25 protein-coding genes, 1 tRNA gene and 1 pseudogene are annotated in these 26,807 nt (G+C 60.7%); 15 read left to right on the plus strand and 12 right to left on the minus strand.

What is annotated here, in order from left to right; genetic code table 11:
- Positions 1-79: 79 nt before the first annotated feature.
- Genes ACSQ26_RS21120 through ACSQ26_RS21130 form a run of 3 tightly spaced genes read left to right on the plus strand, consistent with a single transcriptional unit; the run spans position 80 to position 3,236 of the window.
- Entirely contained in the window at positions 80-907 is an 828-nt protein-coding gene (locus ACSQ26_RS21120; protein ID WP_436012351.1) for a transporter substrate-binding domain-containing protein, read from the plus strand.
- Positions 908-966: 59 nt separating this feature from the next.
- The gene (locus ACSQ26_RS21125) at positions 967-2,247 is read left to right on the plus strand and encodes an NAD(P)/FAD-dependent oxidoreductase (RefSeq protein WP_436012353.1); all 1,281 of its coding nucleotides are present in this window, start codon (positions 967-969) and stop codon (positions 2,245-2,247) included.
- Between the two features lie 17 nt (positions 2,248-2,264).
- Positions 2,265-3,236, plus strand: a complete 972-nt coding sequence (locus ACSQ26_RS21130; RefSeq protein ID WP_436012355.1) for an amino acid ABC transporter permease — start codon at positions 2,265-2,267, stop codon at positions 3,234-3,236.
- Positions 3,237-3,267: 31 nt separating this feature from the next.
- Here ACSQ26_RS21130 and ACSQ26_RS21135 read toward each other — a convergent pair whose 3' ends face one another.
- Both ACSQ26_RS21135 and ACSQ26_RS21140 read right to left on the minus strand, forming a co-directional pair.
- Positions 3,268-4,080: a PfkB family carbohydrate kinase gene (locus ACSQ26_RS21135; protein WP_436012357.1), complete on the minus strand. Its 813-nt coding sequence runs from the start codon at positions 4,078-4,080 to the stop codon at positions 3,268-3,270.
- A 79-nt stretch (positions 4,081-4,159) separates the two neighbouring features.
- The gene (locus tag ACSQ26_RS21140) at positions 4,160-5,173 is read right to left on the minus strand and encodes an SIS domain-containing protein (protein WP_436012359.1); all 1,014 of its coding nucleotides are present in this window, start codon (positions 5,171-5,173) and stop codon (positions 4,160-4,162) included.
- 216 nt (positions 5,174-5,389) lie between these two features.
- On the opposite strand from ACSQ26_RS21140, the gene ACSQ26_RS21145 reads away from it, so the two are divergent.
- From ACSQ26_RS21145 to ACSQ26_RS21155, 3 genes and pseudogenes are all read left to right on the plus strand, one after another.
- On the plus strand, positions 5,390-6,121 hold the full coding sequence (locus ACSQ26_RS21145; protein ID WP_436012361.1) for a GntR family transcriptional regulator: 732 nt from the start codon (positions 5,390-5,392) through the stop codon (positions 6,119-6,121).
- A 173-nt stretch (positions 6,122-6,294) separates the two neighbouring features.
- Positions 6,295-7,467 carry an MFS transporter gene (locus ACSQ26_RS21150; RefSeq protein ID WP_436012363.1) on the plus strand — a complete coding sequence of 391 codons (1,173 nt, stop codon included), beginning with the start codon at positions 6,295-6,297 and terminating at the stop codon, positions 7,465-7,467.
- Between the two features lie 165 nt (positions 7,468-7,632).
- Positions 7,633-8,822 (plus strand): annotated as a pseudogene (locus ACSQ26_RS21155) (IS481 family transposase).
- Between the two features lie 44 nt (positions 8,823-8,866).
- Here the strand turns inward: ACSQ26_RS21155 and ACSQ26_RS21160 are convergent.
- Together ACSQ26_RS21160 and ACSQ26_RS21165 are read right to left on the minus strand one after the other, a co-directional pair.
- Positions 8,867-8,942 (minus strand) — tRNA-Thr (locus ACSQ26_RS21160).
- A 132-nt stretch (positions 8,943-9,074) separates the two neighbouring features.
- Positions 9,075-10,037 carry an NAD(P)H-dependent flavin oxidoreductase gene (locus ACSQ26_RS21165; RefSeq protein WP_436012365.1) on the minus strand — a complete coding sequence of 321 codons (963 nt, stop codon included), beginning with the start codon at positions 10,035-10,037 and terminating at the stop codon, positions 9,075-9,077.
- 222 nt (positions 10,038-10,259) lie between these two features.
- Between ACSQ26_RS21165 and ACSQ26_RS21170 the strand changes: the two genes are divergently transcribed.
- Positions 10,260-11,534, plus strand: a complete 1,275-nt coding sequence (locus ACSQ26_RS21170) for a hypothetical protein (protein ID WP_436012367.1) — start codon at positions 10,260-10,262, stop codon at positions 11,532-11,534.
- 6 nt (positions 11,535-11,540) lie between these two features.
- On the opposite strand, the gene phoB is transcribed toward ACSQ26_RS21170, so the two are convergent.
- From phoB to phoR, 7 genes are all read right to left on the minus strand, one after another.
- The gene (phoB, locus tag ACSQ26_RS21175) at positions 11,541-12,224 is read right to left on the minus strand and encodes a phosphate regulon transcriptional regulator PhoB (protein ID WP_436012369.1); all 684 of its coding nucleotides are present in this window, start codon (positions 12,222-12,224) and stop codon (positions 11,541-11,543) included.
- A gap of 62 nt (positions 12,225-12,286) precedes the next feature.
- Positions 12,287-13,006, minus strand: coding sequence for a phosphate signaling complex protein PhoU (phoU, locus tag ACSQ26_RS21180; protein ID WP_436012371.1), 720 nt, complete (start codon positions 13,004-13,006; stop codon positions 12,287-12,289).
- A 37-nt stretch (positions 13,007-13,043) separates the two neighbouring features.
- Positions 13,044-13,862, minus strand: a complete 819-nt coding sequence (gene pstB / locus ACSQ26_RS21185) for a phosphate ABC transporter ATP-binding protein PstB (protein WP_436012373.1) — start codon at positions 13,860-13,862, stop codon at positions 13,044-13,046.
- A gap of 12 nt (positions 13,863-13,874) precedes the next feature.
- A complete protein-coding gene (pstA, locus tag ACSQ26_RS21190) occupies positions 13,875-15,191 on the minus strand; it encodes a phosphate ABC transporter permease PstA (RefSeq protein ID WP_436012375.1) in 1,317 nt (438 codons plus the stop codon).
- On the minus strand, positions 15,188-16,666 hold the full coding sequence (pstC, locus tag ACSQ26_RS21195; RefSeq protein ID WP_436012377.1) for a phosphate ABC transporter permease subunit PstC: 1,479 nt from the start codon (positions 16,664-16,666) through the stop codon (positions 15,188-15,190). Before pstC ends, pstA begins: the two co-directional genes overlap by 4 nt.
- A gap of 94 nt (positions 16,667-16,760) precedes the next feature.
- Positions 16,761-17,795 carry a PstS family phosphate ABC transporter substrate-binding protein gene (locus ACSQ26_RS21200; protein ID WP_436012379.1) on the minus strand — a complete coding sequence of 345 codons (1,035 nt, stop codon included), beginning with the start codon at positions 17,793-17,795 and terminating at the stop codon, positions 16,761-16,763.
- A 195-nt stretch (positions 17,796-17,990) separates the two neighbouring features.
- A complete protein-coding gene (gene phoR / locus ACSQ26_RS21205) occupies positions 17,991-19,190 on the minus strand; it encodes a phosphate regulon sensor histidine kinase PhoR (RefSeq protein WP_436015388.1) in 1,200 nt (399 codons plus the stop codon).
- 111 nt (positions 19,191-19,301) lie between these two features.
- On the opposite strand from phoR, the gene ppk2 reads away from it, so the two are divergent.
- The 4 genes from ppk2 to ACSQ26_RS21225 all read left to right on the plus strand — a co-directional run bounded on the left by ppk2 (position 19,302) and on the right by ACSQ26_RS21225 (position 22,098).
- The gene (gene ppk2 / locus ACSQ26_RS21210) at positions 19,302-20,231 is read left to right on the plus strand and encodes a polyphosphate kinase 2 (protein WP_436012381.1); all 930 of its coding nucleotides are present in this window, start codon (positions 19,302-19,304) and stop codon (positions 20,229-20,231) included.
- Positions 20,232-20,265: 34 nt separating this feature from the next.
- Positions 20,266-21,066, plus strand: a complete 801-nt coding sequence (locus ACSQ26_RS21215; protein ID WP_436012383.1) for an endonuclease/exonuclease/phosphatase family protein — start codon at positions 20,266-20,268, stop codon at positions 21,064-21,066.
- An 80-nt stretch (positions 21,067-21,146) separates the two neighbouring features.
- Positions 21,147-21,539, plus strand: coding sequence for a winged helix-turn-helix domain-containing protein (locus ACSQ26_RS21220; RefSeq protein WP_436005706.1), 393 nt, complete (start codon positions 21,147-21,149; stop codon positions 21,537-21,539).
- Positions 21,540-21,579: 40 nt separating this feature from the next.
- Positions 21,580-22,098, plus strand: coding sequence for an IS630 family transposase (locus tag ACSQ26_RS21225; protein ID WP_436005704.1), 519 nt, complete (start codon positions 21,580-21,582; stop codon positions 22,096-22,098).
- 90 nt (positions 22,099-22,188) lie between these two features.
- On the opposite strand, the gene ACSQ26_RS21230 is transcribed toward ACSQ26_RS21225, so the two are convergent.
- Entirely contained in the window at positions 22,189-22,725 is a 537-nt protein-coding gene (locus ACSQ26_RS21230; RefSeq protein ID WP_436012385.1) for a GcrA family cell cycle regulator, read from the minus strand.
- 426 nt (positions 22,726-23,151) lie between these two features.
- Between ACSQ26_RS21230 and ACSQ26_RS21235 the strand changes: the two genes are divergently transcribed.
- The 4 genes from ACSQ26_RS21235 to ACSQ26_RS21250 all read left to right on the plus strand — a co-directional run bounded on the left by ACSQ26_RS21235 (position 23,152) and on the right by ACSQ26_RS21250 (position 26,806).
- Complete coding sequence (locus ACSQ26_RS21235) at positions 23,152-24,333, plus strand: aspartate aminotransferase family protein (protein WP_436012387.1); 1,182 nt, start codon at positions 23,152-23,154, stop codon at positions 24,331-24,333.
- Between the two features lie 63 nt (positions 24,334-24,396).
- Positions 24,397-25,314, plus strand: coding sequence for an ornithine carbamoyltransferase (gene argF, locus ACSQ26_RS21240; RefSeq protein ID WP_258159942.1), 918 nt, complete (start codon positions 24,397-24,399; stop codon positions 25,312-25,314).
- Positions 25,315-25,426: 112 nt separating this feature from the next.
- A complete protein-coding gene (locus ACSQ26_RS21245) occupies positions 25,427-25,663 on the plus strand; it encodes a hypothetical protein (RefSeq protein ID WP_436012390.1) in 237 nt (78 codons plus the stop codon).
- 153 nt (positions 25,664-25,816) lie between these two features.
- Positions 25,817-26,806: an Hsp33 family molecular chaperone gene (locus ACSQ26_RS21250; protein ID WP_436015390.1), complete on the plus strand. Its 990-nt coding sequence runs from the start codon at positions 25,817-25,819 to the stop codon at positions 26,804-26,806.
- The last annotated feature ends 1 nt before the right edge of the window (position 26,807 follow it).

The following is a 26,807-nucleotide window of genomic DNA, read 5'->3' on the forward strand; positions in this document are numbered from 1 at the left end:
GTCTCAAGTTTCCTTTCATCTAATGTTGTCAGACATCTTACATTTCTGTACGAATGATTGATCGAAAAGGAGGATTTCGATGAGGAGACTTTTGACATGGCTCGCGCTCGGCGCGGCCGCAATGACGCTATCGACGCAGGCTCAAGCTGGGGCAACGCTCGATCGCGTTATGGAAAAGAAGGCAATGGTCGTTGCCACCAACAGCGGTTGGCCGCCCCAGAGCTATCTTGACGACAGCAACCAGATGGTCGGCTTCGATATCGATGTTTCGCGCGAGATCGCCAAGCGCCTCGGCGTCGAGGTCAGCTTCGAAACGCCGGAATGGGCAACGCTCACCGGTGGACGCTGGCAGGGCCGCTACGATCTCGGCGTCGGCTCGGTGACGCCGACCAAGCCCCGCGCCCAAGTGATCGATTTCGTCGGTGTCTATTACTACAGCCCCTACGTCTACGTCGTGCACAAGGACAACACCGCAAAGACGGTCACCGACCTCAACGGCAAGGTGATCGGCGTCGAGACAGCGACGACCTCGGAGGATTTCATCAATCGCCGCCTGGAGATAGATGCGCCGGGCATTCCACCGATCGAGTACAAGCTCGAGCCCGGTGAAGTGCGCACATTCGCCGATTCCATGCTGCCTTTCGACGACCTTCGCCTCGGCGACGGCATTCGCCTGTCCGCCGTCATCGCGCCGGAGCAGACGGCCAGAAACGCGATCAAGAACGGCTATCCGGTCCGCGTCATCGAAGGCGAATATGCCTTCCGCGAGCCGCTCGTCGTGATCGCCGAAAAAGTCGACCCGGACTGGACCGCCAAGGTCGGCGGCATTATCGCCGAGATGAAGAAGGACGGCACCCTCGCCACCCTGACCACCAAGTGGTACGGCAAGGACTATAGCGCCGATTGATTTGCGGCGTCGCACGGGCGGTTTTGCCCGCCCGTGCCTTTCATTTCGAAGAGCATTCAATGTCCTATCCCGATACCTATTACAAACGAACCATTGCCGAAGACCGGTCGCGGTCTTCCCTAGCTGGGTCTGAAGATTGCGACACGGTCGTGATCGGCGCCGGGCTCGCTGGTCTGACAACTGCCTTGCAACTCGTCCGCGCCGGCCAGAAAGTGGTCGTGCTGGAAGCCGAGATCGTGGGCTTCGGCGCCTCCGGCCGCAACGGTGGTTTCGTAGCCCCCGGCTTTGCCACGGGCAGCGATGACATCGCCCGGATGGCCGGCAAGGAAGCCGCCAAAAAGCTTTTCCATCTCTCGGTCGAGGGCGTCGAATTCATCCGCGACACGATCCGCGATCTCAATATCGAAAGTGCCGCGCCGCAGCCCGGCATCACCAGCGTGCTACGCTATGACGATGGCGCCTCGCTCAAGGCCTATCGCGAGCAGTTGCTCAAGGACTACGGGTACGAACTCGATTATCTCGAGACCGAGCAGGTGCGGGCCGTGCTGAAGTCGCAGCGATACTTCCAGGCGCTGCGCAATCCCAACGCCTTTCACATGCATCCGCTCAACTATCTTCGCGCCATGGCTGCCGAAATCGAGCGGCTTGGCGGCAAGATTTTTGAAGGGTCAGCAGCCACCTCGACCAGCCTTTCCGGCGCCGAGAAGCGCGTGCGCACACCGGGCGGCGAAGTCCGAGCCCGGCACGTGGTTTTTACGACGGGCGGTTACACCGGCAGCCTGGAGCCGCGGCTGCAGCGCGCCTTCCTGCCCATCGCAACCTATGTCATGGTCAGCGAGGAAGCACCCGATCTCATCGCTTCGGCGATCGCCACCCGCGATGCGATCGGCGACAACCGCCGCGCCGGCGATTACTATCGGCTGGTGGATGATGGCAAACGCATTCTTTGGGGCGGCCGGATCACCACCCGCGCAGCCTCGACCGCGGGCGTCGTCGCGGAACTCCGCCGCGAGATGACCGGCACCTATCCGCAGCTCTCGGGTCTCAAGACGGAACTCGCCTGGTCGGGCCTGATGTCCTATGCCCGCCACCTGATGCCACAGATCGGCGAGGTCGAACCCTGCGTCTGGCACTGCACGGCCTTCGGCGGCCATGGGCTCAACACGACGGCGATCGGCGGCAAACTCGTGGCCGAGGCGATCCTCGGCCAGAGCGACCGCTACAAGCTGTTTTCGCCATTCGGACTGGTCTGGGCCGGTGGCGCTGCCGGTCTTGCCGTGGCGCAGCTCACCTACTGGAAACTTCAAGCACAGGACTGGTGGCGCGAACGCACTGCCTGAACCAAGGGACACAGCGCATGCTGGCTCGACTCATCCTCGACTATCCCGATACCGCCAGGCGCCTCGGCGTGACGCTGATTGTTCTGTCGATCACGGTCGGGCTCTTCCAAATCGGCATCAGTTCGAGCTGGCTCGGCCATCTGCTGCCGTTGAGCGCGCCATGGGTCACGGACAATCCTGTCGTCAGCCGCCTCGTCTCCTCACTGCTGATTGCCTTGATTCTCGCGGCCAACTGGAAGCTGCTGCGGCTCCTGCCGCGCCGCTGGCAGATCATCGGCGTGTGGATCGAACTCTTCGTCCTGCTGATGCTCTTCTTCTATTCCTTCAATCTCTCCTTCACCTTCATCGCCAAGAAGATCGGCTTCCTCATCACCCAGGGCGTCACGACCACGCTCTTCATCTCGGCGATCTCGATTGCAGTCGCCACGGTCATCGCGCTGGCCGGCGCCATCGCCAAGCTCTCGCGCAACGGCGTGATCTATGGGCTTGCGACCTTCTACACCTCGCTCTTTCGCGGCCTGCCGCTGCTCATGCAGATCTACATCATCTATCTGGGTCTGCCGCAGGTTGGCTATGTCATCGGCGCGATACCGGCGGGCATCCTCGCGCTTTCGCTCTGCTACGGCGCCTATATGACCGAGATTTTCCGCGCCGGCATCGAGAGCATCGACAGGGGGCAATCGGAAGCGGCGACCGCACTCGGCCTCAAGCCCGGTCAGACCATGGCCCTGGTGATCCTGCCGCAGGCCATGCGCATTATCATCCCGCCCACGGGCAACCAGTTTATCGCCATGCTGAAGGATTCCTCGCTTGTGTCGGTCGTCGGCGTCTGGGAGATCATGTATCTCGCCCGCACAATGGGACAGACAGAGTTCCGCCATATCGAAATGTTGATCACCGCTTCCATGATCTATTGGCTGCTTTCCATCGGGCTCGAATACACCCAGTCGCGCATCGAAGAGCGTTTCGGTCGCTTCAATGTCCGCTGAGTCGGAAGGCTGCTTTGCCGCTGGCGGGGCCTCACAAGGCCGTCGGCTTCTGTGGAAAGCCGCCGACATGGCTGCAGGCGAGCGCTGCCCGGTCGCGCCCGGCCTCGACCGCTTCCTGCAACGATCCGCCGCCGATATGCACGGACAGAAATCCCGCGATGAAGCTGTCGCCCGCGCCGGTGGTATCAATAACGCCGACCTGCCTGATGCCTGTTTCCGCCCGCTCCTCAAGCGTCGCCGCCACCGAACCTTTCGCGCCACGGGTCACCACAGCGACCCGGACACCGGCGGAAAGAAAGCGGCCGATCGTGGTTTCGACGGCTGCATCGTCCTCACCCGCCGAGCCGAAGGCGATCGTCAGGCCTTCGATGCCGAGATTGGCGGGATCGGCGTTGACCGATATGTCCTGCGAGACGCTGACCCCGGCTGCGGCGAGCGTGCGTCTCAGCGCGCCGCCATCATCGAGCCAGCCGATATGGACGTGGTCCATGATCTTCAGCGCGGCGACATCAGCATCCGACGGCCGGTAGCCGGCGCAGACGCCGAAATCCTCGAACAGAAACACGCGCTCGCCGGATGACAGGACCTCGATGTCGGTATGGGCGGTCTTGCCGGGTCGCTCCTGCACATGCGCCACGTCAACCCGATTCTCGATGAGTGCAGTTCGCGTCCGCTCGCCATCGGCATCCGGGGCGACGGCGCCGAAGTAGTGTGCATCATGGCCTAGCTTTGCGAGCTGCACCGCGACATTCACCGCATTGCCGCCGACCAGCGCCTCGCCGATCGGCGGCAGGAACTTGTCAATGCAATTGTCGCCGACCACAGCCATGCGAAGTCTCTTCATCCAGCCCTCTCCATCGGCAACTATGCCGCGCTCGCCTCTGGCAGCATTCGCGGGCGCAGTCAAAGCCGCTTTAGCTGAATCAATAGCTAACTCGCTTGTAGTAGCGTCGCGTGGTCAGCGGATGATTGCGCATGACTTCGAGATGCGCGCTGATGCGTTCGAGCACCGTGGCAAGCAGCACCGGCGATATCAGGCCTCGAACCTCCGGCGAAATGCCGGGCAGCGGAAATTCCGACGTATCGAGCACCGTCAGCCGGTCGGTATAATCAGGTGCGAAATTCTCGACGCGGTCGGCAAGCGGCCGCAGGGCATCCTCGCCCTTGAACAGGATGACGGAAACGCCCTTCTCGACCAACTCGAGCGTGCCGTGAAAGAAATCGGACGCATGGACCGGCCGAGTGCGGATCCACTGCATCTCCTCGAGAATGCACATGCCGTAATAGAAGGCGTGCGGCCAGACATTCCCGGCACCGGTGATGATGTGATAATCGGCCCCTGCCAGCACCCTGGCGAAAGCCTCGGCCTTCGGCTCATAGGCGCGCTTCACTTCGAGCAATAGGGCCGGCAGCCTGTCGAGTTCATCAGCGATCTGCTCGTAATTCCCGATCTCCCCGCGATGGCGCATGATCGAAAGCGCGATGAACAGCGATTGCAGATAGAAGGACTCGCAGGACGTGTCGTCCTCGGCGAAATTCACGAAGGCATGATCGCCACCCTTGCCGAGCGGCGTTTCCTCATGGCCGACCAGCGTGATCACGGTGGCGCCCGCTTCCTTCGCCTTGGCGAGGAGTGCCACGCTTTCCCTCGTTGTGCCCGAGAGCGAGGGGATGACGACAATCGATTTGCCATTCAGGTTCGGCGATCCGGTCAGAACCAGCTCGGCCGGCATGTCGATGAAGACGGGAAATCGCGACCGGCGTTGCAGCAACTGCGCTGCCGGCTGCATCAGGATCGCAGCGCCGCCCGTCCCGAGGAAATGGATGTTTTCAGCACCGGCAGCCAGGCAATCGGCGATCACCCGGTCCAGCCGTTCGCGCAGGGCCACCGCACCGGACTGGATACGGAGAAATCTCTGTTCGTCAAAATTCAGCATACAAACCTCCGTGCGTGATAAAGCCAGCAAATGACACCGGCAATGTTGTAAGACAACTGACATCTTGATTTTGATGTGTCAATAACGCAGCCGTGAATTTGCACTGGCTTTGGCAACACCATTGGTTGACGCCGCGCTTGTGAGACATCAGAAATTCGTTGACCGCGCCGCCAATGTCAGACAAGCACATTTCGGATGGTGGAGAGGATTGCGCCCTTGGACGAGCCCCTGCGTGACAAACAGACCCTTGTGATCAAGTTGCGCGACAGGATCCTGGATCTTATCCGCGACACGAGCCTCAAACCCGGCGACAAGCTGCCGACCGAGGCCGAACTCACGCAGCGCTTCAGGATCTCCCGCCCTGTTGTGCGCGAGGCTCTCAAGCTCCTCGAACAGGACAGTCTCATTTATGCCGAACACGGCCGCGGCCGCTTCGTTTCGCCAATGTCGGCTGTACAGGTCGACCGGCCGATCACGGCATTCGAGAGCGTGACCGACATGGCCCGGCACTATGGATACGAGATCGTCAACAAGGTGCTGTCGATTGCCGAAGAGGCGCCGGATGAGCTTGTGGCCAGGCAGTTGCAGATGCGGGCCTCGGATCGCGTGATCCGCATCGAACGCCTGCGACTCCAGCGTGACGAGCCGATCATGTATTGCGTCGACTACGTGCCGCGCAGCCTGATTTCAGCCCGTCTCTACGACGTAGATTGGAGCGGCTCGCTGCTGGCACTGCTCGAGGATTACAAGAACAAGCCGCGCATGTCCGCTGCGAGTGTATCCGCTGTCATGCTGCCGAACGACGTCGTGGAGCGCAACGATCTAAGAGATTTCGGCCCGGCACTCCTGATCACCGAGACATGCTTCAATGCCGCCGGAATGCCAGTGATCTATGCGATCGACTATCACCGGGGCAGCCATTTCTCGTTCAGTCTGGCGAGAAAGTAACGTCGCACGGATTGCTAAAGCGTGTCGCAGTATTTAGTCGTTCGTGTTCACTGGAGAGCGCCCGTATCAACTGGTGCGCATTCGACACATCGACTATAAGGCGAGGAAACATCTCCCCGTTGCGCCGATGCCGGTCGGCATCGTGCACCTCTCCCAACCATTGAATGCACCTCATGTTCCTTGCGCCGCAACACCGCACCTATCTTGCTTTTTTCCTGATCGCGATCTCGACTGGAGCCTTTCTCGCCCGCATTCCCGATCTGCAGGTGATGCTGAACGTCAACAAGGCGGAGCTCGGCCTGACATTGATCGGTCTGGCGGCCGGCGCGCTCGTATCGCTGACATTTTCCTCGCCAGTGGTCATGAGGCTGGGCGCCAGACTGACGCTGATGATAACGCTTCTCGGCACCGCAGCGCTCCTCTCCCTTGTCCCCTTCATGCCGGATGCTCCATCGGTTTTCTGCCTTCTGTTTCTCGTTGGCCTGCTCGGCGGCGCCTTCGAGATCAATCTCAATGTCGAGATCGGACGCATCGAGACCCAGGCCGGATTTGGCATCATGAACCGCGCTCACGGTTTCTGGAGCGTCGGTTTTTTCGTCACCGCGATCAGCGCCTCGGTTATCCGCCATGCCGGAATCAGCTTGCAGACGCATCTTCACCTCGTTCTCGCCCTGGTTTTCGTGTTGGGCGTGGTCAACGTCGCCGGTATGAAGAATGCGGCCATCGTGAAGGCTCCCGAGACCGAGAATGCGCCGCATTTCGCGCTTCCCACTCTTGGCCTGCTGCCACTTTGTCTAATTGGGATTGCTGCCTTCCTCGTCGAAGGCGCCGGTATCGATTGGTCAGCGATCTACATGCGCGACGTCTTCAATTCCGAGCCCTTCATCGGCGGCACGGGGCTGACCCTCTTCGCATTCTTCATGGCTGTTGCCCGGCTCTTCGTCGATCCGGTCGTGGATCGGCATGGCGCGCGGGCCGTTGCGGTCGTTCTTCTCGCTACCGCCGCTCTTGGCATCACCATGGTGTGGCTCGCTCCGCATCCATATGTCGCGCTGGCGGGCTTTGCCCTGATGGGCGGCGGTTGCAGTGCAGTCTATCCGATGGCCGTGACAGCGGCGGCACAACGCACCGATCGGCCCTCAGTGATCAACGTCGCGGCGCTGGCCCAGGTGTCCGTTGTGGTCTTTTTCCTTGCGCCACCCCTGCTCGGTCTTGTCGCGGAACATTGGGGCATCCGGAACGCCTATCTCGTCTGCCTGCCCTTGATCATCGGTTCGCTGCTGGCAAGCCCGGCATTGGCAACGCGGCGCAGGGAACTTCAACCGATACAACAACTGGGGGAATAGTCTTCGACTGTCGCTCGCGCTGGTTCTGAAAAATCAGCAGCAAAAGGCGCCTTCGGGGCGCTTTTTAAACTATTGTAATTGCCTGGTTGCCCGACCTGAGAGAAAGGTGACGTTTCGTACCGGAGACATGGGTTACACTTTTCGATTTTTGATCGGGAGGTGTTGATGCCGTGGAGAGAGACTTCGGTTATGGATGAGCGTCTTCGATTTGTCGCCCGGCTTCTGGAGGGCGAAGGAATGAGCGAGGTGTGCCGTTCGTTCGGCATCTCGCGCAAGACCGGCTACAAGATCTTCGCCCGCTACAAGGAGGATGGCCTGGATGCGCTGACGGATCGGTCGCGGCGACCGGTGCTGCTCAAGCCAACCAGCTGCCCGATCCGGTGGAGGCGATGATCGTTCGGTTGAAGAAGGAGAAGCCGCACTGGGGTGCGCGCAAGATCCGCGAACTCTTGGTGCGGCGGCTGGCCGGCGACATACGAATCCCAGCCAGGAGCACGGTGCATGCGGTGCTCGACCGGCATGGGCTGGTGACCCAGGCCCGCAAGCGGGCGCGCCATCGGGCGGAAGGAACGGTCCTGTCCGAGGCGCTTGCGCCCAACGATCTGTGGTGCGCCGATTTCAAAGGCGAGTTCAGGCTTGGCGACACCAGGTACTGTTACCCCCTGACGATCACAGACCAGGCCTCACGCTACCTTCTGTGCTGCGAGGCCTCCGAATCGACCCGCGAACAGGGCGTCTTCGATGCCTTCCGGCGCGTCTTTGCCGAACGCGGCCTGCCGAGCGCGATCCGGTCCGACAATGGCCTGCCGTTTGCCAGCCCGAACGGTCTCTACAATCTCTCGAAACTCTCGGTCTGGTGGCTGAGGCTCGGCATCGTCTTCGAGCGCATCCGTCCTGGTCATCCGCAAGAGAACGGCCGCCATGAGCGCATGCATCTGACGCTGAAGAAAGAGGCGACACGCCCGCCAGGCCGCAATATCCTGCAGCAACAGGTGCGCTTCGATGCTTTCGTCAGCGAATTCAATCAGGAAAGGCCGCATGAGGCGCTCGCGATGAAGGTGCCGGCCGAGCTCTATGCCGCCTCGCCGCGGCCCTACGAAGGCCTGCCGGAGATCGATTATCCCTTCCACGACAGGGATGCGATCGTCACCCATTGCGGCCGCCTGTGCATCCATCGCAAGAAGATCAACATCTCCACCGTCCTGGCTGGTCAGAAGCTCGGGCTGAAGGAAGTCGATGACGGCATTTGGCTCGTCAGCTTCTTGCGCTATGATCTCGGATACATCGACTTGGAACAGAGGACATTGCAAACCATCGACAACCCGTTCGGCACGAGGTTGTTACCTATGTCTTAGGTACGATGTGTTACCTATGTGTCCGGGTCGGACAGGTAAAATTTTGGTGCCGCTTGCAGGACTCGAACCTGCGACCCCATCATTACGAATGATGTGCTCTACCACCTGAGCTAAAGCGGCGTACTCGTGCCCGGACAAGTCCGAAGCGACGGTCGAGAGGGCTGATAGCGCCAACGGCCGGAGAATGCAAGGTGGGGCGGATAGGAATTTCAGATTTGCGGCGAATGCGGATTTTGCGGCACAGGCGCGTGATCAGCCGCCGCAAATCCTGGCCTTCGCTGCCCGGTATTCTGTGTCCAGTCTGTCGATCAGGGCCGCTGTGGGTTCTATCGCCTTGACGGCACTGATGCCCTGGCCGGAACCCCAGATTTCCTTCCAGGCCTTGGGTCCATCAGTCGCCTTCTCGAAATCCATCTTGGACGGGTCGGCCGTTGGCAGCGCTTCCGGGTCCATGCCCACCGCGCGGATCGAACCCTTGAGGTAGTTGCCCGGGATGCCGGTGAAATAATTGGAATAGACGATATCGGCCGCAGCGGAATCGACGATCATCTGCTTGTATTCGTTCGTCGCGCGCGCTTCCTCGGTGGCGATGAAGGACGAGCCGATATAGGCCATGTCGGCGCCCATGGCCTGTGCCGCCAGCACCGCGCCGCCGGTAGCGATGGCGCCCGAGAGGAGCAACGGTCCAGCGAACCATTCGCGGATTTCCTGGACCAGCGCGAAGGGCGAGAGCGTGCCGGCATGGCCCCCTGCCCCCGCCGCCACGGCAATCAATCCGTCGGCGCCCTTGCGGATCGCTGAATTGGCGTGGCGGTTGTTGATCACGTCATGCAGCACGATACCGCCATATGAATGGATGGCGTCGTTGACCTCCGGCACGGCGCCAAGCGAGGAAATGACGATCGGAACCTTGTATTTGACGCACATCTCGAGATCGTGCTGCAGGCGCTTGTTGGAGCCATGGACGATCTGGTTGACCGCGTAGGGCGCTGCCGGACGGCCGGGATTGGCTGCATCATGGGCGGCGAGCGTCTCGGTGATCTCGGAAAGCCATTCGTCGAGTTGGCTTTCGGGCCGGGCGTTGAGCGCGGGAAAGGACCCGACGACGCCTGCCTTGCACTGGGCGATGACCAATGCCGGATGGGAGATGATGAACAACGGCGCTGCCACCACGGGGATGCGGAGATTGGCGGAGAGAATGTTTGGCAAGGCCATTATGCGGTTCCATTCTGGCGCGACGACTAATTGGAGATAGACCAAGTTCGCGAGATTGTTCAAGGTTGAATTTTCTTCCCACCGGAAACTTGCCATTATTTATGCGCAAAGGCGAATGCAGGACGGGCGGTTGAGAGACGATCCGCTTGCCAATCCGGAAGCGAATGGGTTACCGCATTATCGACGCGCGACCGCGCGCCAGGAATCAAGGAACGATGTGAATTGAGCGGACTGGAACAGGCGATCAGAAATGCGCTGGAGCGCGCCGAAAGGTCCGACCCGGATATTCGTGCCCGCATCTACCAGTCTGCGCGCAATGCGCTGGATACCGGCTTGCGCAAGCAGGAGGTCGGCGACCCGCAGGTGATCGAACGTCAGCGCCAGCGGCTCGAAATGACCATCAACGAGATCGAGGATGAAGAACTCTCGCGGCTCCGCTCGATCGCCCAGTTCGAAAGGGTGGCGCTGGACCGGGAGCCCGAGGACGATCCCGCCGTCGTCGAGCACGCGCCGGAAACCGAGCCTCATGACAGCACGGCCGAGGATGCCGCCCCCGTCATCGAGCATGAGGCTCCCGCCCCGTTCGAACAACAGGCACAGCGGGACGTCCGGATCGAGCCCGAGCAGCCCGCCCGGCAAGATGTCCGCGCGGAGCCCGAGATCCGGGTCGAGCCGAACGAACGCGCCTCCGCTGTCCAGCCCGCCGATGACGATACGCTTTCCGATTTTTTCGCCACGCGCGAGCACCGGGAGGAAAAGCCCGCGCGCCAGATGGAGGACACGAATTGGGACGAGGCGGCCGGCTCGCCGGTGCCGCGCGAGCCTCGCAAGGGCCGCGGAGCGGGTTCCGCCCTGGTGTCCCTGTTCGTCTATGCCTGCCTGATCGGGATTATCGGCACGGGCGCCTGGTGGCTTTATGCGACGGGCATGATCGATGCTGCGATGAAGGGCAATACGGATTTCGATCTGGTGCCGAAGCAGTTGCAATCCGCCAGTTCGGAGACCACGCCTGCCGAAACACGGCTCGATACGCTGCGCGGCTTCTCGGGCGAATGGATGGATATCTACAAGCCGGGCAGCAATAGTAATCTTGCGCGCCCACGCTCAAAGGCCACCATCGAGGACGGTCAAGATAGCGACGGCGTGGCGACCATCATCGCCTCCAACGCGCCGGATCAGGATGGCGACGTGCTGGTGGAAGTGCCGGCCTCGATCCTGCAGGAACTTGCCGGCAAGACCTCGACGCTGGCAGTCACGGTGAAATCGAACAGCGAAAAGCCCGCCCAGATCTATATCCAATGCGAGTTCAAGACGCTGGGCGATTGCGGCCGGCACCGCTATACCGTGACCAACGAACGCGCCGACGAACTGATCCAGGTGAAATTCGACGGAAAGCTGGGCCCGAGCGAGCCCGGCCATATCGTGATCAACAGCGATCTCACCGGCGAAGGCAGCGCCATCCGCCTCTATGGCATCAGGGTGCTGCCCGGTTCTTGAGGCTTATCAGACTTCCATCGCATAGCCCGCGCCGCGCACGGTGCGGATCACGTCGGGCATGTTGGAGAGGTTGAGCGCCTTGCGCAGGCGGCCGACATGGACGTCCACGGTGCGCTCGTCGACATAGATGTCGTGGCCCCAGACACCATCGAGAAGCTGCGAGCGCGAGAACACGCGACCGGGCGACGACATGAAGAATTCAAGCAGCTTGAACTCCGTCGGCCCGAGCCGGACCTCGCGCGAGCGGCGATGGACGCGGTAGGTCTCGCGATCGAGTTCGACATCGCCGCATTTCAGCAGCGACGAGATCGCGCTCGGCCGCACCCGGCGCAGCATGGCTTTCACGCGGGCCATCAGTTCCGGCGTCGAGAACGGCTTGACGACATAGTCGTCGGCGCCGGTGGAGAGGCCGCGAACGCGCTCGCTCTCCTCGCCGCGCGCGGTCAGCATGATCACCGGCAGGCGCTCGGTCTGCGGACGCATCCTGAGGCGGCGGCAGAGTTCGATGCCGGAAACACCCGGCAGCATCCAGTCAAGCACGAGGAGATCAGGCACACGCTCCTGCAGGCGTATGTCGGCTTCGTCGCCACGCGGGATGACCTCCACCTCGTAGCCTTCGGCTTCCAGATTGTAGCTGAGCAGTGTGCCCAGTGCCTCCTCGTCTTCGACGACCATGATTCTCGGCTGCATGAGACTCCGTTCCCGGTGTTAGACCACCGGTTTTCCGAGGGCGCCCTCCGGGCACCCGGGGTTCAAAGGGCTGGCTGGACGACGGATGCCGTGTTGTCATCCTTGGGCCGCTCGCCGGCCGGCTGCTCGCCGGTCGACATGTAGTAGATCGTCTCGGCGATATTCGTCGCATGGTCGCCGATGCGTTCGATGTTCTTGGCGCAGAACAGGAGATGCGTGCAGGGCGTGATGTTGCGCGGATCTTCCATCATATAGGTCAGAAGCTCGCGGAACAACGACGTGTACATCGCATCGATCTCTTCGTCGCGGGCGCGGATCTGCTCAGCCTTTTCGGGCGAACGCGTCGAATAGACGTCGAGTACGTCCTTGAGCTGCGACAGAGCAAGCTCGGAGAGGTGCTCGATACCACGGGCGAGCGGGCGCGGAATGCCCGATGTCTGCACCGCGATGACGCGCTTGGCGGTGGACTTGCCGAGGTCGCCGACGCGCTCCAGGTCGGATGCGATGCGGATCGATCCGATGATCTCGCGAAGATCGGATGCAACGGGCTGGCGCTTGGCGATCATCAGGATCGCCTTGTCGCCGATTTCACGTTCCGTCGCATCGACGATCGTGTCTTCCGAGATCACCCGCTGGGCGAGCGCGGAATCGGCGGTCACGAGCGCATGGATCGCATCGGAAACCATCTGCTCGACCATGCCGCCCATTTCGGCGATGCGACGGGCGAGCAGTTTCAGTTCTTCGTCGAATACGGAATAGATGTGGGATGATGTTGTGGTCATCGGAAATCCTCCTGCCGGACAGCCGGCGAAACGCGTCTCAGCCGAACCGGCCCATGATGTAATCCTGGGTGCGCTGGTCGTCCGGATTGGTGAACATCTTGTCTGTGTCGTTCTCTTCCACGAGGTAGCCCAGGTGGAACATGGCCGTGCGCTGGGAAACACGCGCGGCCTGCTGCATGGAGTGGGTGACAATGACGATCGTGAAGTTCTCGCGCAGTTCGTGGATCAGTTCCTCGACCTTGGCGGTGGCGATCGGGTCGAGCGCCGAACAGGGCTCGTCCATGAGGATGACCTCAGGGCTGACGGCGACGGCGCGGGCGATGCAGAGGCGCTGCTGCTGGCCGCCGGACAGGCCGGTGCCGGGCTCAAGCAGACGATCCTTGACCTCGTTCCAGAGACCGGCGCGTATCAGGCTTTTTTCGACGATTTCGTCGAGCTGGGCCTTGCTGGTGGCGAGGCCGTGGATGCGCGGGCCGTAGGATACGTTCTCGTAGATCGACTTGGGGAACGGATTGGGCTTCTGGAACACCATCCCTACGCGGGCGCGCAACTCGACCACGTCGAGTGAAGGCCGGTAGATGTCGCCGCCATCAAGCGTGATGTTGCCGGTGACGCGGCAGCCTTCGATCGTGTCGTTCATGCGGTTCAGCGTGCGCAGGAACGTGGACTTGCCGCAGCCCGAAGGGCCGATCAGCGCGGTCACGGTGTTCTCGCGGATGTTGAGATTGACATCGAACAGGGCACGCTTCTCGCTATAGAAAACGGAGACGTCCTTGCCGATCATCTTGTAGGTCTGTTCGGTATTCATGCTCTTGCCAATCGTCTTTTCGACTTCGATATCTGTAAGCATATTCATGGGACGTACTCCTTACCAGCGGCGTTCGAAGCGCCGGCGCAGCATGATGGCGGCGAAGTTCATAATGATGAGGAAGATGAGCAGCACGATAATCGCGCCCGACGTGCGTTCGACAAAGGCACGCTCGGCCTCGTTCGCCCACATGTAGATCTGCACCGGCAGAGCCGTCGCGGGCTCGAACGGCGTGGTCGGATAATCCACCACGAAGGCGACCATGCCGATCAGCAGCAGCGGTGCGGTTTCGCCGAGTGCATTGGCGAGACCGATGATCGTGCCGGTCAGGATGCCGGGCATGGCGAGCGGCAGAACGTGATGCGTGACCGTCTGCATCTTGGAAGCGCCGAGGCCGAGTGCAGCCGCGCGGATCGAGGGTGGCACGGCCTTCAGCGCGGCACGTGTCGCGATGATGATGGTCGGCAGCGTCATCAGCGCCAGCACGAAGCCGCCAACGATGGAGGCCGAGCGCGGCATGCCCATGAAGTTGATGAAGATCGACAGGCCGAGAAGACCATAGACGATCGACGGCACCGCAGCGAGGTTGTTGATGTTGACCTCGATAAGGTCGGTCCAGCGGTTTTTCGGTGCGAATTCCTCGAGATAGATCGAGGCACAGACACCGATCGGCAGGGCCAGCGCCAGCACGATCAGCATCGTGTAGATCGAGCCGAGGATGGCGACGCCGAGACCGGCGGCTTCAGGACGGCTGGATGCGCCAGCCGTGAAGAAGGCCGGATTGAAGTGTTCGCGAAGAACACCGGCCTCCGAAAGCTTGTTCATGATCCCGACCTGTGCATCGGACACCTTCCGGTTGGCCTCGGCGGAGGTCAGGTCGATCTGGCCCTTGTAGGCCGAGTCGATATTGGCGGACGCCAGGAACGTGACCGGCACTGTCTTGCCGATGATATCCGGGTTGGCGAGCACCATGTCGCGAAGCTGTGCACGGACGCCATCGGAGATGAAGCCCTTGAGCTTGGCGATCGACGGACGATCCTTGGGATCGATGCCGACCACCTTGGCAACAGCATCACGCGCCAGGTTCGGATAGTTGGCGGTGATCAGCACCTTCGGATCGGTGGCGCGCTTGTTCGTCGGGTCGATGACCTTCTCGGAGAACTCGACCGGGACGGTGATCATGGTCTGGAAGAAGGCCGTGTAGCCCTTCGAGACGATCGAGACGAGCAGCAGGACCAGGAAAGCCAGGCCAATGATGATCGCAGCGGCGCCATACATGCGGAAGCGCTTCTCGGCGGCGCGGCGGCTCTTGATGCCGATATCGCGGGGGGCAGCGGCGGCCGAAGTGCCGGCCGGGTTGAATACAGCGTCGGTCATTCGTACTGCTCCCGGTATTTACGGACGATGTAGAGCGCGTAGACATTCATGATCAGCGTCAGCACGAAGAGCGTGATGCCGAGCGCGAACGCCACAAGCGTCTGCGGGGAATTGAATTCAAGGTCGCCGGTCAGCTGGTTGACGATCTTGACGGTGATGGTGGTCATCGGCTCGAAGGGCGAGAATTGCAGGTTCGCCGCGACACCGGCCGCGAGAACCACGATCATCGTTTCGCCGATGGCGCGCGAGCCGGTGAGAAGAAGGGCACCCATGATGCCCGGGAGCGCCGCGGGCAGGATAACCCGCTTCATGGTTTCGGACCGCGTGGCGCCGAGGCCGAGCGAACCGTCACGCATCGCTCTCGGCACGGCGGTGATAATGTCATCCGACAGCGACGAGACGAAGGGGATGAGGCGGATGCTCATGACGAAACCGGCCGTCAACACGCTCTGCGCTTCGATGAAGTTGGTGTAGTTGCCGGTCAGCGCGCCCCAGAGGCCGGTCGAGAAATCGCGGAAGAACGGTCCGATCGTGATCAGCGCGAAGAAGCCGTAGACGATGGTGGGGATACCGGCCAGGATTTCGAGCAGCGGCTTGACGATGGAACGGACCTGACGGGACGCGTACTCTGCCATGTAGATGGCGGCGAACAGGCCGATCGGCACTGCGATCAGCATCGCGACCAGCGCGATGTACATCGTGCCGAGCAGCAGAGGAATGAGGCCGAACTGGCCTGAAGTGCTGCCGGTCGTGGAGAAGCGTGGATCCCACACTGTGCCGAAGAAGAAGTTGACCGGAGAAACCTGACCGAAGAAGCGGAAGGTTTCGGAAATCAGCGAGCCGACGATGCCGAACGTCGTGAGGATCGCGATGGTGGACGACAGGATCAGCGCCCAGAGCATGAAACGCTCGACATTGTTGCGGGCGCGGAAAGTTTCCGAGACACGCGTATAAGAGAAATAGCCGCCGCCCAATGCGATCAGGATCGAGGCGACCGCTATGATCCAATGGGATGTTGACGTTTCGCTCATCAGCCGCTTGGCAGCATCGATCATGAACGGCTGCGGATCCTGGGCCAGCGGCAGGCCCTTCGAGCCCAGCACCGACTTGAACTTTGTGATGTCGCCATCAACCGCGGCGCGCTCTTCGGATGTCAGCAGGTCGAAGCCGGTCGCGATCGACTTGACCATGCCGTAAATGATGTCCTGCTCGTTCTGCGGCTTTGCAAGGTGCTCCGCGGGCAGCGATGCCCTGACCGAGCGCTCGACGTAGTTCGAGCCGACATTGGTCGCAACGATGAGGAAGAGAGCGGCTGGCAGGATCGCCCAGATGGCGGCATGCGCACCGAAATAGGAAGGACGGGAGTGCAGCTTGCGCACATCTCCGTTCACCACGGACACCGACTTTGAACGCGTCAGATAGTACGCGACCACGCCGATGACCAGAATTATCAGGAAAACCGAGGCGCTACCCATCTCAATACCCTAACTGGACGTTTTGGGCCTCATGCCCTTGAAAATGCGAATATGAAAAATGCCGGCGGGCTTTCACCCGCCGGCGATCTTGCGATTACATGTTCTTCCAGCTGGACACGGCAGCGCGGATTGCTTCGCGCTCAGCATCCGGAGCCGGGATCAGGCCGTATTCGGCGAGCGGGGAGTCCGGGCCGATCATGGTGTCAGCGGTGAAGAATTCCACATATTCCTTCAGGCCGGGAACCGACTCGAGGTGAGCCTTCTTGACGTAGAAGAAGAGCGGACGGGAAACCGGGTACTCGCCCTTGGCAACGGTTTCGACACTCGGCAGGACGCCGCCGACGGTGGCGACCTTCAGCTTGTCGGCGTTGTTTTCATAGAAGGAGAGGCCGAATACGCCGACTGCCTTCTTGTCCGCATCGATGCGGGCGAGGGTTTCAGAATAGTCGCCGTCGATGTCAACAGCCTTGCCGTCCTTGCGGACTGCCTTGCACTTGCCTTCGGCTTCTTTCTTTTCGATGCCGGCCTTTTCCATGGCTTCGAGCGCGCCGGTGGCCTTGCAGCCGGCGACCAGCAGCTTTTCTTCGAACACTTCGCGCGTGCCGTGCTTTTCGCCCGGGATGAAAGCCTGGATGTCGAGGTCGGCGAGCTTGGCGTTGACCTGCTTCCAGTTGGTGTTCGGGTTGGCGACGATCTTGCCATCGACAACAATCTCAGCAGCAAGAGCCGTGTAGATGTCGGCCGGTTCGAAAGCGAAATCCGGAGCGGACTTGTCGAGAGCGAAGACGATGCCGTCATAGCCGATCTTGACTTCGGTGACGTCGGTCACGCCGTTGGCCTTGCAGGTTTCGAGTTCCGAATCCTTGATCGGGCGCGAAGAATTCGCGATGTCGATCGTCTCGGGGCCAGCGCCCTTGCAGAATTCCTTGAGGCCGGCGCCGGAGCCGCCGGATTCAACGACCGGAGCCTTGAAATCCGAATAGGTTTCGGCGAACTGCTCGGCGACGATCTTGGCATAGGGAAGCACGGTCGAGGAACCGGCGATGTGGATCTGGTCGGCGGCAAAGGAAACGCCTGCGAAGGCGACGGAAGCGACAAGCGCTGCCATGGTGGTCTTTACGAGTTTCATCTGATTTCTCCCGTTCGGGCTGGATTTGGCGGCGCCGGCAGCGGCGCCCTGGCCTGTGGTTTTATGCGGCCCGGTTCTCATTAGACCCTGGACACCCATGCTTTTATGTCATTTCTGCGAAAGATTTATGACAGGCCATGCCATTGATTTTAATGTTTAAAATATAAGCCGGCGGCTACGTCGCGGCCTTTTATGTCAAAAGCGCACCGTAAAGGTGCTGCCCTGCCCAACTTCCGAGCGGATAATCAACCGGGCGCGGTGGCGTGTGAGAATATGCTTGACAATGGCGAGCCCCAAACCTGTTCCCTTCTTGGATCGGCTGCTCTCGACATTGACCCGATAAAAGCGTTCGGTCAGGCGCGGCACGTGCTCGTCGGGGATGCCGGGACCATAGTCGCGGACGCTGATTTCGACCGGCTGATCCGGCTCCGCTGTTATCGTCACGTCCACCTTCTTGCCATCCTGTCCGTACTTGCAGGCGTTCTCGATGAGGTTCTCGAAAACCTGCGTGAGTTCATCCCGGTCGCCGGTGACCATGACTGGCTGCGCGGGCAGCGTCTTGACGATCTCGACACCGACATCGCTCGCCAGTGGCGCCAGCGCATCGCAGACCGAGCCGATCAGCGGTACGAGGTCGACCGCATCCTGCGGCGCCAGCCGGGCCTTGAGTTCCAGGCGCGAAAGCGACATGAGGTCATCGACCAGACGGCTCATCCGCGTCACCTGCTCCTGCATGATGCCGAGGAATTTCTCCTGCGCCTTCTGATCGTTGCGCGCCGGCCCCAACAATGTCTCGATGAAGCCGCGGAGCGAGGCGAGCGGCGTGCGCAATTCGTGCGAGGCGTTCGCCACGAAGTCCGAACGCATGCGATCGATGCGGCGGGTTTCCGAAATGTCGCGGAAGATAAGGACATAATAGTCGGCCTCTCCCTGCGCCTTGATAATCCGGACCAGATAAACGCTCTCCGACGGCAGCATGGCGGAATATTCGATCGTTCCGGTCTTGCCGGTATCGAGCGCCTCGCGGATCGTATCGAGGACGGCAGGCAGGCGAATACGCGCGGAAACATGTTGGCCATCGCGGAATTCGCCGAAGGCATGCGCGGCCGATGGGTTCTGGTACAGCACGTATCCGCCGCGATCGAGCAGGAAGACCGGGCTGTCGAAGCCCGCAAAGGCGGCCTTTACCTCGAACAGCGGATCATTGGCGATCTCTGCCGTCACGTCATCCTGTGCGAGAGGCGCGGGCACCGGGTCACGGGTGAAGAATGCCGGCAGGATCGCGATCAGGATCGCGCCGATCGCCGCCCAGCCATTGCGGGTCGCACCATAGACAATGAGCATGCCGAACGCGCCGCACAGGATGTAAGCCTTGCGCCGCATCAACCAGCTCACAATTGTCCAGACTACCTGCATTTACGAGTCACCCTCACGCGATTAGCTGTCCCTAGCTATCCACCTGATGTGACAGGTCTTCCATGGACCGCTTGAATTCACAAGATAAATATGGGCAAGTCTAGGCGAGCGAAATCATCTGCGATCCGGGAGCGAGTCATGGTGGAAGAGGTTGAGACCAAGCCGGTGGAGATCGAGATCGGCGGGGAGAAGCGCCTGTTCGACATCGAAAATCCTGATCTGCCGAGCTGGATTGACGACAAGGACCTGAAGTCCGGCGGCTATCCCTATGACAAGAAGCTCGACGACGACGATTATGAGGAACAGCTGGAAGCGCTGCAGGTCGAACTCGTCAAGCTGCAGATCTGGCAGCAGAAGAGCGGCGCCCGTGTGATGGCGATCTTCGAAGGCCGGGACGCAGCCGGCAAGGGCGGATCGATCAACGCCGTCAAGATGAACATGAACCCGCGTTCCGCGCGCATCGTGGCCCTCACCAAGCCGACCGAGACCGAACGCGGCCAGTGGTACTTCCAGCGCTATGTCTCGACCTTCCCGACTGCAGGCGAGTTCGTGCTGTTTGATCGCTCCTGGTACAATCGGGCCGGCGTTGAGCCCGTCATGGGCTTCTGCACGCCGGAGCAATATGAGGCCTTCCTCAAGGTCGTACCGCGCTTCGAGAAAATGATCGTCCAGGACGGCATCCATTTCTTCAAATTCTACCTCAATATCGGGCGCGAGATGCAACTCAAGCGGTTCCATGACCGCCGTCACGACCCGTTGAAAATCTGGAAGCTGTCGCCGATGGATATTGCGGCGCTCAACAAATGGGATGACTACACCCAAAAGCGCAATCGGATGCTGAAGGAAACCGATACCAACGAGGCGCCGTGGACCGTGGTGCGCAACAATGACAAGCGTCGCGGGCGGCTGGAACTCATCAAGCACATCCTCAACGCCATCGATTATGACGGCAAGGACAGGCAAGTGATCGGCAAGGTCGACGACAAGATCGTCTGCCGGAGCGAAAAATTCCTCAAGTGAGCCCGAAGCGTCGTTAGATCAGGAAGTCCCGACCGTGCGTATCATGTGCCTGAACGGCTGGGGCGGCAAGCTGCACGATCAATTGATCGACTATGTCAGCGCCGCCTCTCCCGACATTCTATGCCTGCAGGAGGTGGTCCATACGCCGCTCTCGACCAGGGACTGGCTGGACTACCGGGATGGCGACCACGTGTTGCCGCAACGCGCGAACTTCTATCTCGACGTCGCAAGAGCGCTGCCGGAGCATACGACGACCTTTTGCCCCGCCGCGCAAGGCGTTCTCTGGGACGGCGACCAAACAGTGCCATCACAATGGGGACTGGCGACATTTGTCCGGAACTCATTCCCGATTATCGGCCAGATCCAATCGTTCGTTCACAAGGGTTTTTCGCCCAACGATTATGGAGAACATCCGCGCTCGCGAAATGCGCATGCTGTCAGGCTTTTCGATTACGAGAGGAACTGGCCGGTATCCATCGTTCATACCCATGGACTGCGCGATCTCAATGGCAAGATGGATACGCCCGAGCGGCTGGCGCAGGCGCGCAGGCTCGCCGCGCTGGCAACAAGAATTTCAGAGCCGGGGGATCGCCTCGTCGTCTGCGGCGATTTCAACGTCGAGCCGGATAGCGAGACTTTCGCGATATTGCGCGAGATCGGGCTGACCGACATGGTGACGTCGCGAGGGTTTGCCGGGACGCGCAATTCCCATTACACCAAGCCGGGCCGCTTTGCCGACTACATGCTGGTGAATGATGCCGTCACGGTCATCGACTTCGATGTCGTGTCAGACCCCGAAGTCTCGGATCATTGCCCGCTTCTGCTTGAAATCTAAAGCGTGTCGCAGGTAATCAGATTCGGGATTCCGTTATTTTGTGATTTGTGATTCAATTTGCCCACGGAAGGAGAACGACCATGGGCAAGCCGCATCCGATAGCGTTGCGTGCGCGTGTTGTTGCGTTTGTGGAAGAGGGTCATAGTCATCGTGAGGCTGCCCGGCATTTTCGGGTATCTCCTCGGTTCGTCAACAACATGATGATCCTGCAACGATCGTCGGGCTCACTTGCGCCTGCCCGGCAGGGCCAGCCGCCCGGCAGCAAGCTGTCGGCTCACGGCGAATGGATCAACCAACGTGTGTCAGGCCATGGCGAAGTGACACTGGACGAATTGTGTGTCGAGCTCGCCGAGCGCGGTGTCGAAGTCCATCGCGCGACCGTCGGCCGGTTCCTGCATCGGCTGGGGCTCAGCAATAAAAAAAAGCCTCAGGGCAAGCGAACAGTGCAGGCCGCAGATCGCCAAGGCGCGTGACCTGTGGATTAGGCGTCGAAAGCGGTTCTTCAACAAGGCATTGGCGCGGCTGATCTTCGTCGATGAGACATCGACAAACACGCGGCTGACCAAGCGCACCGGATGGTCCCGCAAAGGGCGGCGCTTTGTCGCCTATGCTCCCTTCGGAAAATGGAAGACGCAGACATTCATTGCTGGACTTCGCTGCCACGGCCTCACTGCCCCCTTCATCGTCGATGCACCCATGAATAGCCGCATCTTTGATACCTGGGTTGAAACACAGCTTGCCCCGACGCTATCGCCAGGTGACGTCGTCATTCTCGACAATGTCGGCTTCCACAAGAGCGAGCGCGCAGAGCAGCTCGTCAAGGCCAAGGGTGCCTGGCTCCTCTTCCTCCCGCCTTACTCGCCGGACCTGAACCCGATCGAGATGGCATTCTCCAAGCTCAAGTCCCTATTGCGAAAACGAGCCGCTCGAAGCTTCGACGCCATCACTCAGGCGCTCGGCGACATTGTCGCACTCTTCTCCGTGTCAGAATGCAGAAACTTCTTCAGAGCAGCCGGCTATGAGGCTGAATAAATGCGACACGCTTTAGGTCCGTCGTTGGGTGGGGCACAAATAAAAACGGAGGCGGACCAGCCGCCTCCGATAAACCGTCATTTGCCGAAATCAGCGAACCCGGCGGCGCTCCGCCGAAGGCTGGTAGGCGAGCTTCTGATGGTAGGTGCAATAGGGCGTGTTATCCGGCGAGTCATTGCCGCAGAAGCAGAAGTCGTCCTTGAGCGGATCGCCGAGCGGCCACTTGCAGGTGCGCTCTGTAAGGCGGACCAGCGGCAGGCGCTTGAAGATCGGCACGACCACATTGTTGCTGGTCGAGACTTCCATCTCCTCGAGTGCTTCGATCTCGATGTCTTCCTTGAGCATCGTTGCGCCCGCCTGGCGGGTCACCGTGCGGGTAATCGTGCGCGGAGCGAAGGATTGAGGACGAACCTGGGTCGAAACCGTCGAACGCTTCTGGGACCGGGCGGAGGTTGCACCACCGGCCTTGGCACGTCCGGGCAGGCTGAGCCGGTGGACCTTGCCGATGACCGCGTTGCGGCTGACGCCGCCGAGCTGGGCAGCGATCTGGCTGGCGCTCAAGCCCTCGGCCCAAAGCTTCTTCAGCCTCTCCACGCGTTCGTCGGTCCAGTTTACCCCATTATCCATAATGTCATCCTTCCTACGGAATCCTTCACCGCACCCCAAGACGAGCCTGGGGGGCGAGGGCCCCTGAGTTTTCTGGTGACTAGTTCCGCCGCATGCAGTCTAGCTAATTCATCCCTAAACTAGTGGTGCCCGGACTCCATGACAAGAGTGACTGGAATCTGCGGGAATCAATTTTTGACTTATCCCCAAGATTGATTTGTCAACCGTCATTTTGATGCGCGGCGGACCACCTGTCACGGGAACGCTCCTATTCGAGCAGTTGGGCCAAGTGGCGCGGAATTGCGGGTTTTTGTTGACGGCGGAAGATCAAATGATAATAGTGCCGCTGCCGCCTGAAAGGGCGGCTTTTTGCTTTTGCCGAGCCGGGCGTGGCCGGGCATCGGCATGGAGCAACCATCCACGACAGGATAGACCAGGAGAACCGCGATGGCGGATGCCGCTACACTTTACGACACCTATGCTCGCGCCCCGATGCGCTTCGAGCGAGGTGAAGGCGTGTGGCTGATCACCGAAACCGGCGACCGCTATCTCGATTTCGCGGCTGGTGTCGCCGTCAACTCGCTCGGGCACGCGCATCCGCATCTGGTTGCGGCGCTGAAGGAGCAGGCCGAGAAGCTCTGGCACACATCCAATCTCTATGAATCCCCCGGGCAGGAGAAACTGGGCCGGCGGCTGATCGAGAATACATTCGCCGACAAGGTGTTCTTCACCAATTCGGGCGCCGAGGCGCTGGAATGCGCGATCAAGACCGCGCGCCGCTACCATTATTCCAAGGGCCATCCGGAAAAATTCCACATCATCACCTTCGAAGGCGCCTTCCACGGCCGGACGATCGCGACGATCGCGGCCGGCGGCCAGCAGAAATACATCGACGGCTTCGGCCCCAAGGCCCCCGGCTTCGACCAGGTGCCTTTCGAGGACCTCGATGCCGTGAAAGCGGCGATCACCGAAGCGACTGCCGGCATATTGCTCGAGCCGGTCCAGGGCGAAGGCGGGCTGCGGAGCTTCTCGCCGGAATTCCTCAAGGCGATCCGAGCGCTCTGCGACGAGCACGACCTGCTGCTGATCCTCGATGAGGTACAGTGCGGCGTCGGTCGTACAGGCAAGTTTTTCGCCTATGAACGGGCGGGCATCACGCCCGATATCATGGCCGTGGCCAAGGGCATCGGCGGTGGCTTTCCGATGGGTGCATGCCTCGCAACCGCTGAAGCCGCTTCCGGCATGGTCACCGGCACGCATGGCTCGACCTATGGCGGCAATCCACTGGCGATGGCGGTGGGCAATGCCGTGCTCGACGTCGTGCTTGCCGAGGGTTTCCTGCAGCATGTCAACGATGTCGCGCTGGTCTTCCGCCAGGGTCTCGCTTCGCTCTCGGATCGCTTCCCCGAGGTGATCGAGGAAATCCGCGGCGAAGGCCTGATGATCGGCATCAAGGCGAAGGTGCCGGCCGCCGATCTGTTGCAGGCGATCCGCGGCGAGAAGCTGCTGGCCGTCATGGCGGGCGACAATGTCGTGCGCCTACTGCCGCCGCTGGTAACCACTGCTGAAGATGCCCGCGAGGGCCTCGTCCGGCTCGAAAAGGCTGCCGAAAAGCTCGCACACCGATGATGCTTTGTCTCACCCTGAAATTCGACTAAACATTTCAAGATAAGACAGGCAAGGATCACGCGTATGGCGTCCGCTAAGCATTTTCTCGATCTCTCCGCAGTTTCCGCAGCCGACCTCCGGGTCATCATGGATGACGCCAAGAGCCGCAAGGCAGCACTCAAGTCGGGCAATCCCGACAAGCCGCTCGCCGGCAAGATGCTGGCGATGATCTTCGAGAAGCCCTCGACCCGCACCCGCGTGTCGTTCGACGTCGGCATGCGTCAGCTCGGTGGCGAGACGCTGTTTCTCTCCGGCACCGAAATGCAGCTCGGCCGCGCCGAGACAATCGGCGACACAGCCAAGGTTCTGTCACGCTATGTCGATGCGATCATGATCCGCACGACCGATCACTCCCGCCTGCTGGAACTGGCCGAGCATGCGACTGTTCCCGTCATCAACGGCCTGACCGACGCGACCCATCCCTGCCAGATCATGGCTGATATCATGACCTTCGAGGAGCATCGCGGCCCGATCTCCGGCAAGACGGTTGCCTGGACCGGCGACGGCAACAATGTGCTGCACTCGCTGATCGAGGGCTCCGCCCGCTTCGGCTACCGGATGAACATGGCCGTGCCGCTCGGCAGCGAGCCTGACGACAAATATCTCAACTGGGCGCGCAACAATGGCGGCAACATCATGCTGACCCATGACGCGGAAAAGGCCGTGAACGGCGTCGATTGCGTCGTCACCGATACCTGGGTGTCGATGAACCAGGAGCATCGCGCACGCGGCCACAACGTGTTCCAGCCCTACCAGGTCAACGGCGCACTGATGAAGCACGCCAAAGACGATGCGCTGTTCATGCATTGCCTGCCGGCGCATCGCGGCGAGGAGGTCACCGACGAGGTGATCGACGGGCCGCAATCGGTCGTCTTCGACGAAGCCGAGAACCGCCTTCATGCGCAGAAATCCGTGCTGGCATGGTGCCTGGGTGCGATCTGACGACTGGCCTCTTCGGAATGGGCATCTGAGACTACCTCGGCTTGGTTGTTTTCTCGCAAGAATTCGCGTAATCGACTTCCAGCATTGAGTGCAAGGGAGCAAAGGAGATACGATGTTCGGGCATCGCGTGAGCAAGATTGGATACGTCCTCGCCATTGTTGCCGTCGTTTTACTTTTCGGCCCTGCCTGGTTCGAGGTAAAGCATCCTACCCGGAACACCCTGGAGATGTTCGGTGGGATCGCTTTCGTGCTCAGTTTCTGCACGGTGTTTCTAGGCGTGATTGCTCGTGGCTTCGAGCGAGTCGAAGCTGCCATTCTTTCGAGGCCCATTGCCAGAATCGACGCCTAGGAAGCGATCCCAGAACGGCCGTTGAATATCTTGCGGGGAATGATGTGGTGGGCCGAAAAAACTTCGGACTTGAATTCGTTGTCCAATTGACTACTTGAAGGCCAACGAAAAGCAGCCGATTATGGTGCTGCGTCAATGATCTCCGAGACAATGATGGCCGAAATCGAACTCAATCCCGGCAAGACCGGGTTCGCTGGTGATGATCGCGTCGTTCCCTTCCAGGTGGAAGGACTCGATGTGCGCGGTCGTGCCGTTACACTTGGACCCCTGACGGACACGATCCTGTCCCGGCATGCCTATCCGCCGCCGGTGGCGCGGTTATTGTCGGAGGCGATCGCGCTGACGGTGTTGCTCGGCACCTCGTTGAAATTTCAGGGCAAGCTGATCGTCCAGACCCAGAGCGATGGCCCCGTGAATTTCCTTGTTGCCGATTTCACTGCACCCGACGGCGTGCGCGGTTATGCCCGTTTCGACGAACAGGCACTGGCCGCAGCACAGGCTGCCGGCAAGACCGAACCGCATGAACTGCTTGGCAAGGGCATACTCGCATTCACGATCGATCAGGGCGAGGATAGCCAGCGCTATCAGGGCATCGTCGCGCTTGACGGCGAGACGCTTGAAGAAGCGGCTGCGGCCTATTTCCGCCAGTCCGAACAGATCCCCACCCGGGTCAAGCTCGCCTCGGCCGAACTTTTCGATCGCGATCCGGACGGCAAGCCGCGCCACAGCTGGCGTGCCGGCGGCATGGTCGTGCAGTTCCTGCCGCAGGCGCCCGAGCGCATGCGCCAGCGCGACCTGCATGGCGGTGATGGCGATAACGGCCAGGAATTCGAGGAAGACGATACCTGGGCGGAAGCGCAGATGCTGACCTCTACCGTCGGAGCGGAAGAACTGACCGACCCCGATCTCGGCGTCGAACGGCTGCTCTACCGGCTGTTCCACGAGCGCGGCGTGCGCGTCTATGACGCCCAGCCGGTGCATGACCGCTGCTCGTGCTCGCGTGACAAGCTGCATGGCGTACTGTCCGGCTTTTCGGCGGAAGAGATCGCGTCGACAATCGAGGACGGCGAGATTCGCGTCGAGTGCGAATTCTGCTCCACCGTCTATAAGTTCGATCCGTCGGAATTTCTAAGGCCCAATTAGA

Source organism: Rhizobium sp. LjRoot254 (assembly GCF_964254105.1).
Classification (GTDB): domain Bacteria; phylum Pseudomonadota; class Alphaproteobacteria; order Rhizobiales; family Rhizobiaceae; genus Rhizobium_E.

Bases quoted from the DNA above. Each gene is read 5' to 3' on its own strand.
- pstC (WP_436012377.1), bottom strand. From the start codon at position 16,666: ATGGGTAGCGCCTCGGTTTTCCTGATAATTCTGGTCATCGGCGTGGTC.
- ACSQ26_RS21135 (WP_436012357.1), bottom strand. From the start codon at position 4,080: ATGAAGAGACTTCGCATGGCTGTGGTCGGCGACAATTGCATTGACAAG.
- ACSQ26_RS21130 (WP_436012355.1), top strand. From the start codon at position 2,265: ATGCTGGCTCGACTCATCCTCGACTATCCCGATACCGCCAGGCGCCTC.
- ACSQ26_RS21125 (WP_436012353.1), top strand. From the start codon at position 967: ATGTCCTATCCCGATACCTATTACAAACGAACCATTGCCGAAGACCGG.
- ACSQ26_RS21245 (WP_436012390.1), top strand. From the start codon at position 25,427: ATGTTCGGGCATCGCGTGAGCAAGATTGGATACGTCCTCGCCATTGTT.
- ACSQ26_RS21235 (WP_436012387.1), top strand. From the start codon at position 23,152: ATGGCGGATGCCGCTACACTTTACGACACCTATGCTCGCGCCCCGATG.
- ACSQ26_RS21200 (WP_436012379.1), bottom strand. From the start codon at position 17,795: ATGAAACTCGTAAAGACCACCATGGCAGCGCTTGTCGCTTCCGTCGCC.
- phoU (WP_436012371.1), bottom strand. From the start codon at position 13,006: ATGACCACAACATCATCCCACATCTATTCCGTATTCGACGAAGAACTG.
- pstB (WP_436012373.1), bottom strand. From the start codon at position 13,862: ATGAATATGCTTACAGATATCGAAGTCGAAAAGACGATTGGCAAGAGC.
- ACSQ26_RS21165 (WP_436012365.1), bottom strand. From the start codon at position 10,037: ATGGCCTTGCCAAACATTCTCTCCGCCAATCTCCGCATCCCCGTGGTG.
- ACSQ26_RS21250 (WP_436015390.1), top strand. From the start codon at position 25,817: ATGGCCGAAATCGAACTCAATCCCGGCAAGACCGGGTTCGCTGGTGAT.
- argF (WP_258159942.1), top strand. From the start codon at position 24,397: ATGGCGTCCGCTAAGCATTTTCTCGATCTCTCCGCAGTTTCCGCAGCC.
- phoB (WP_436012369.1), bottom strand. From the start codon at position 12,224: ATGCAGCCGAGAATCATGGTCGTCGAAGACGAGGAGGCACTGGGCACA.
- ACSQ26_RS21230 (WP_436012385.1), bottom strand. From the start codon at position 22,725: ATGGATAATGGGGTAAACTGGACCGACGAACGCGTGGAGAGGCTGAAG.
- ppk2 (WP_436012381.1), top strand. From the start codon at position 19,302: ATGGGCAAGTCTAGGCGAGCGAAATCATCTGCGATCCGGGAGCGAGTC.
- ACSQ26_RS21140 (WP_436012359.1), bottom strand. From the start codon at position 5,173: ATGCTGAATTTTGACGAACAGAGATTTCTCCGTATCCAGTCCGGTGCG.
- ACSQ26_RS21120 (WP_436012351.1), top strand. From the start codon at position 80: ATGAGGAGACTTTTGACATGGCTCGCGCTCGGCGCGGCCGCAATGACG.
- pstA (WP_436012375.1), bottom strand. From the start codon at position 15,191: ATGACCGACGCTGTATTCAACCCGGCCGGCACTTCGGCCGCCGCTGCC.
- ACSQ26_RS21220 (WP_436005706.1), top strand. From the start codon at position 21,147: ATGGGCAAGCCGCATCCGATAGCGTTGCGTGCGCGTGTTGTTGCGTTT.
- ACSQ26_RS21150 (WP_436012363.1), top strand. From the start codon at position 6,295: ATGTTCCTTGCGCCGCAACACCGCACCTATCTTGCTTTTTTCCTGATC.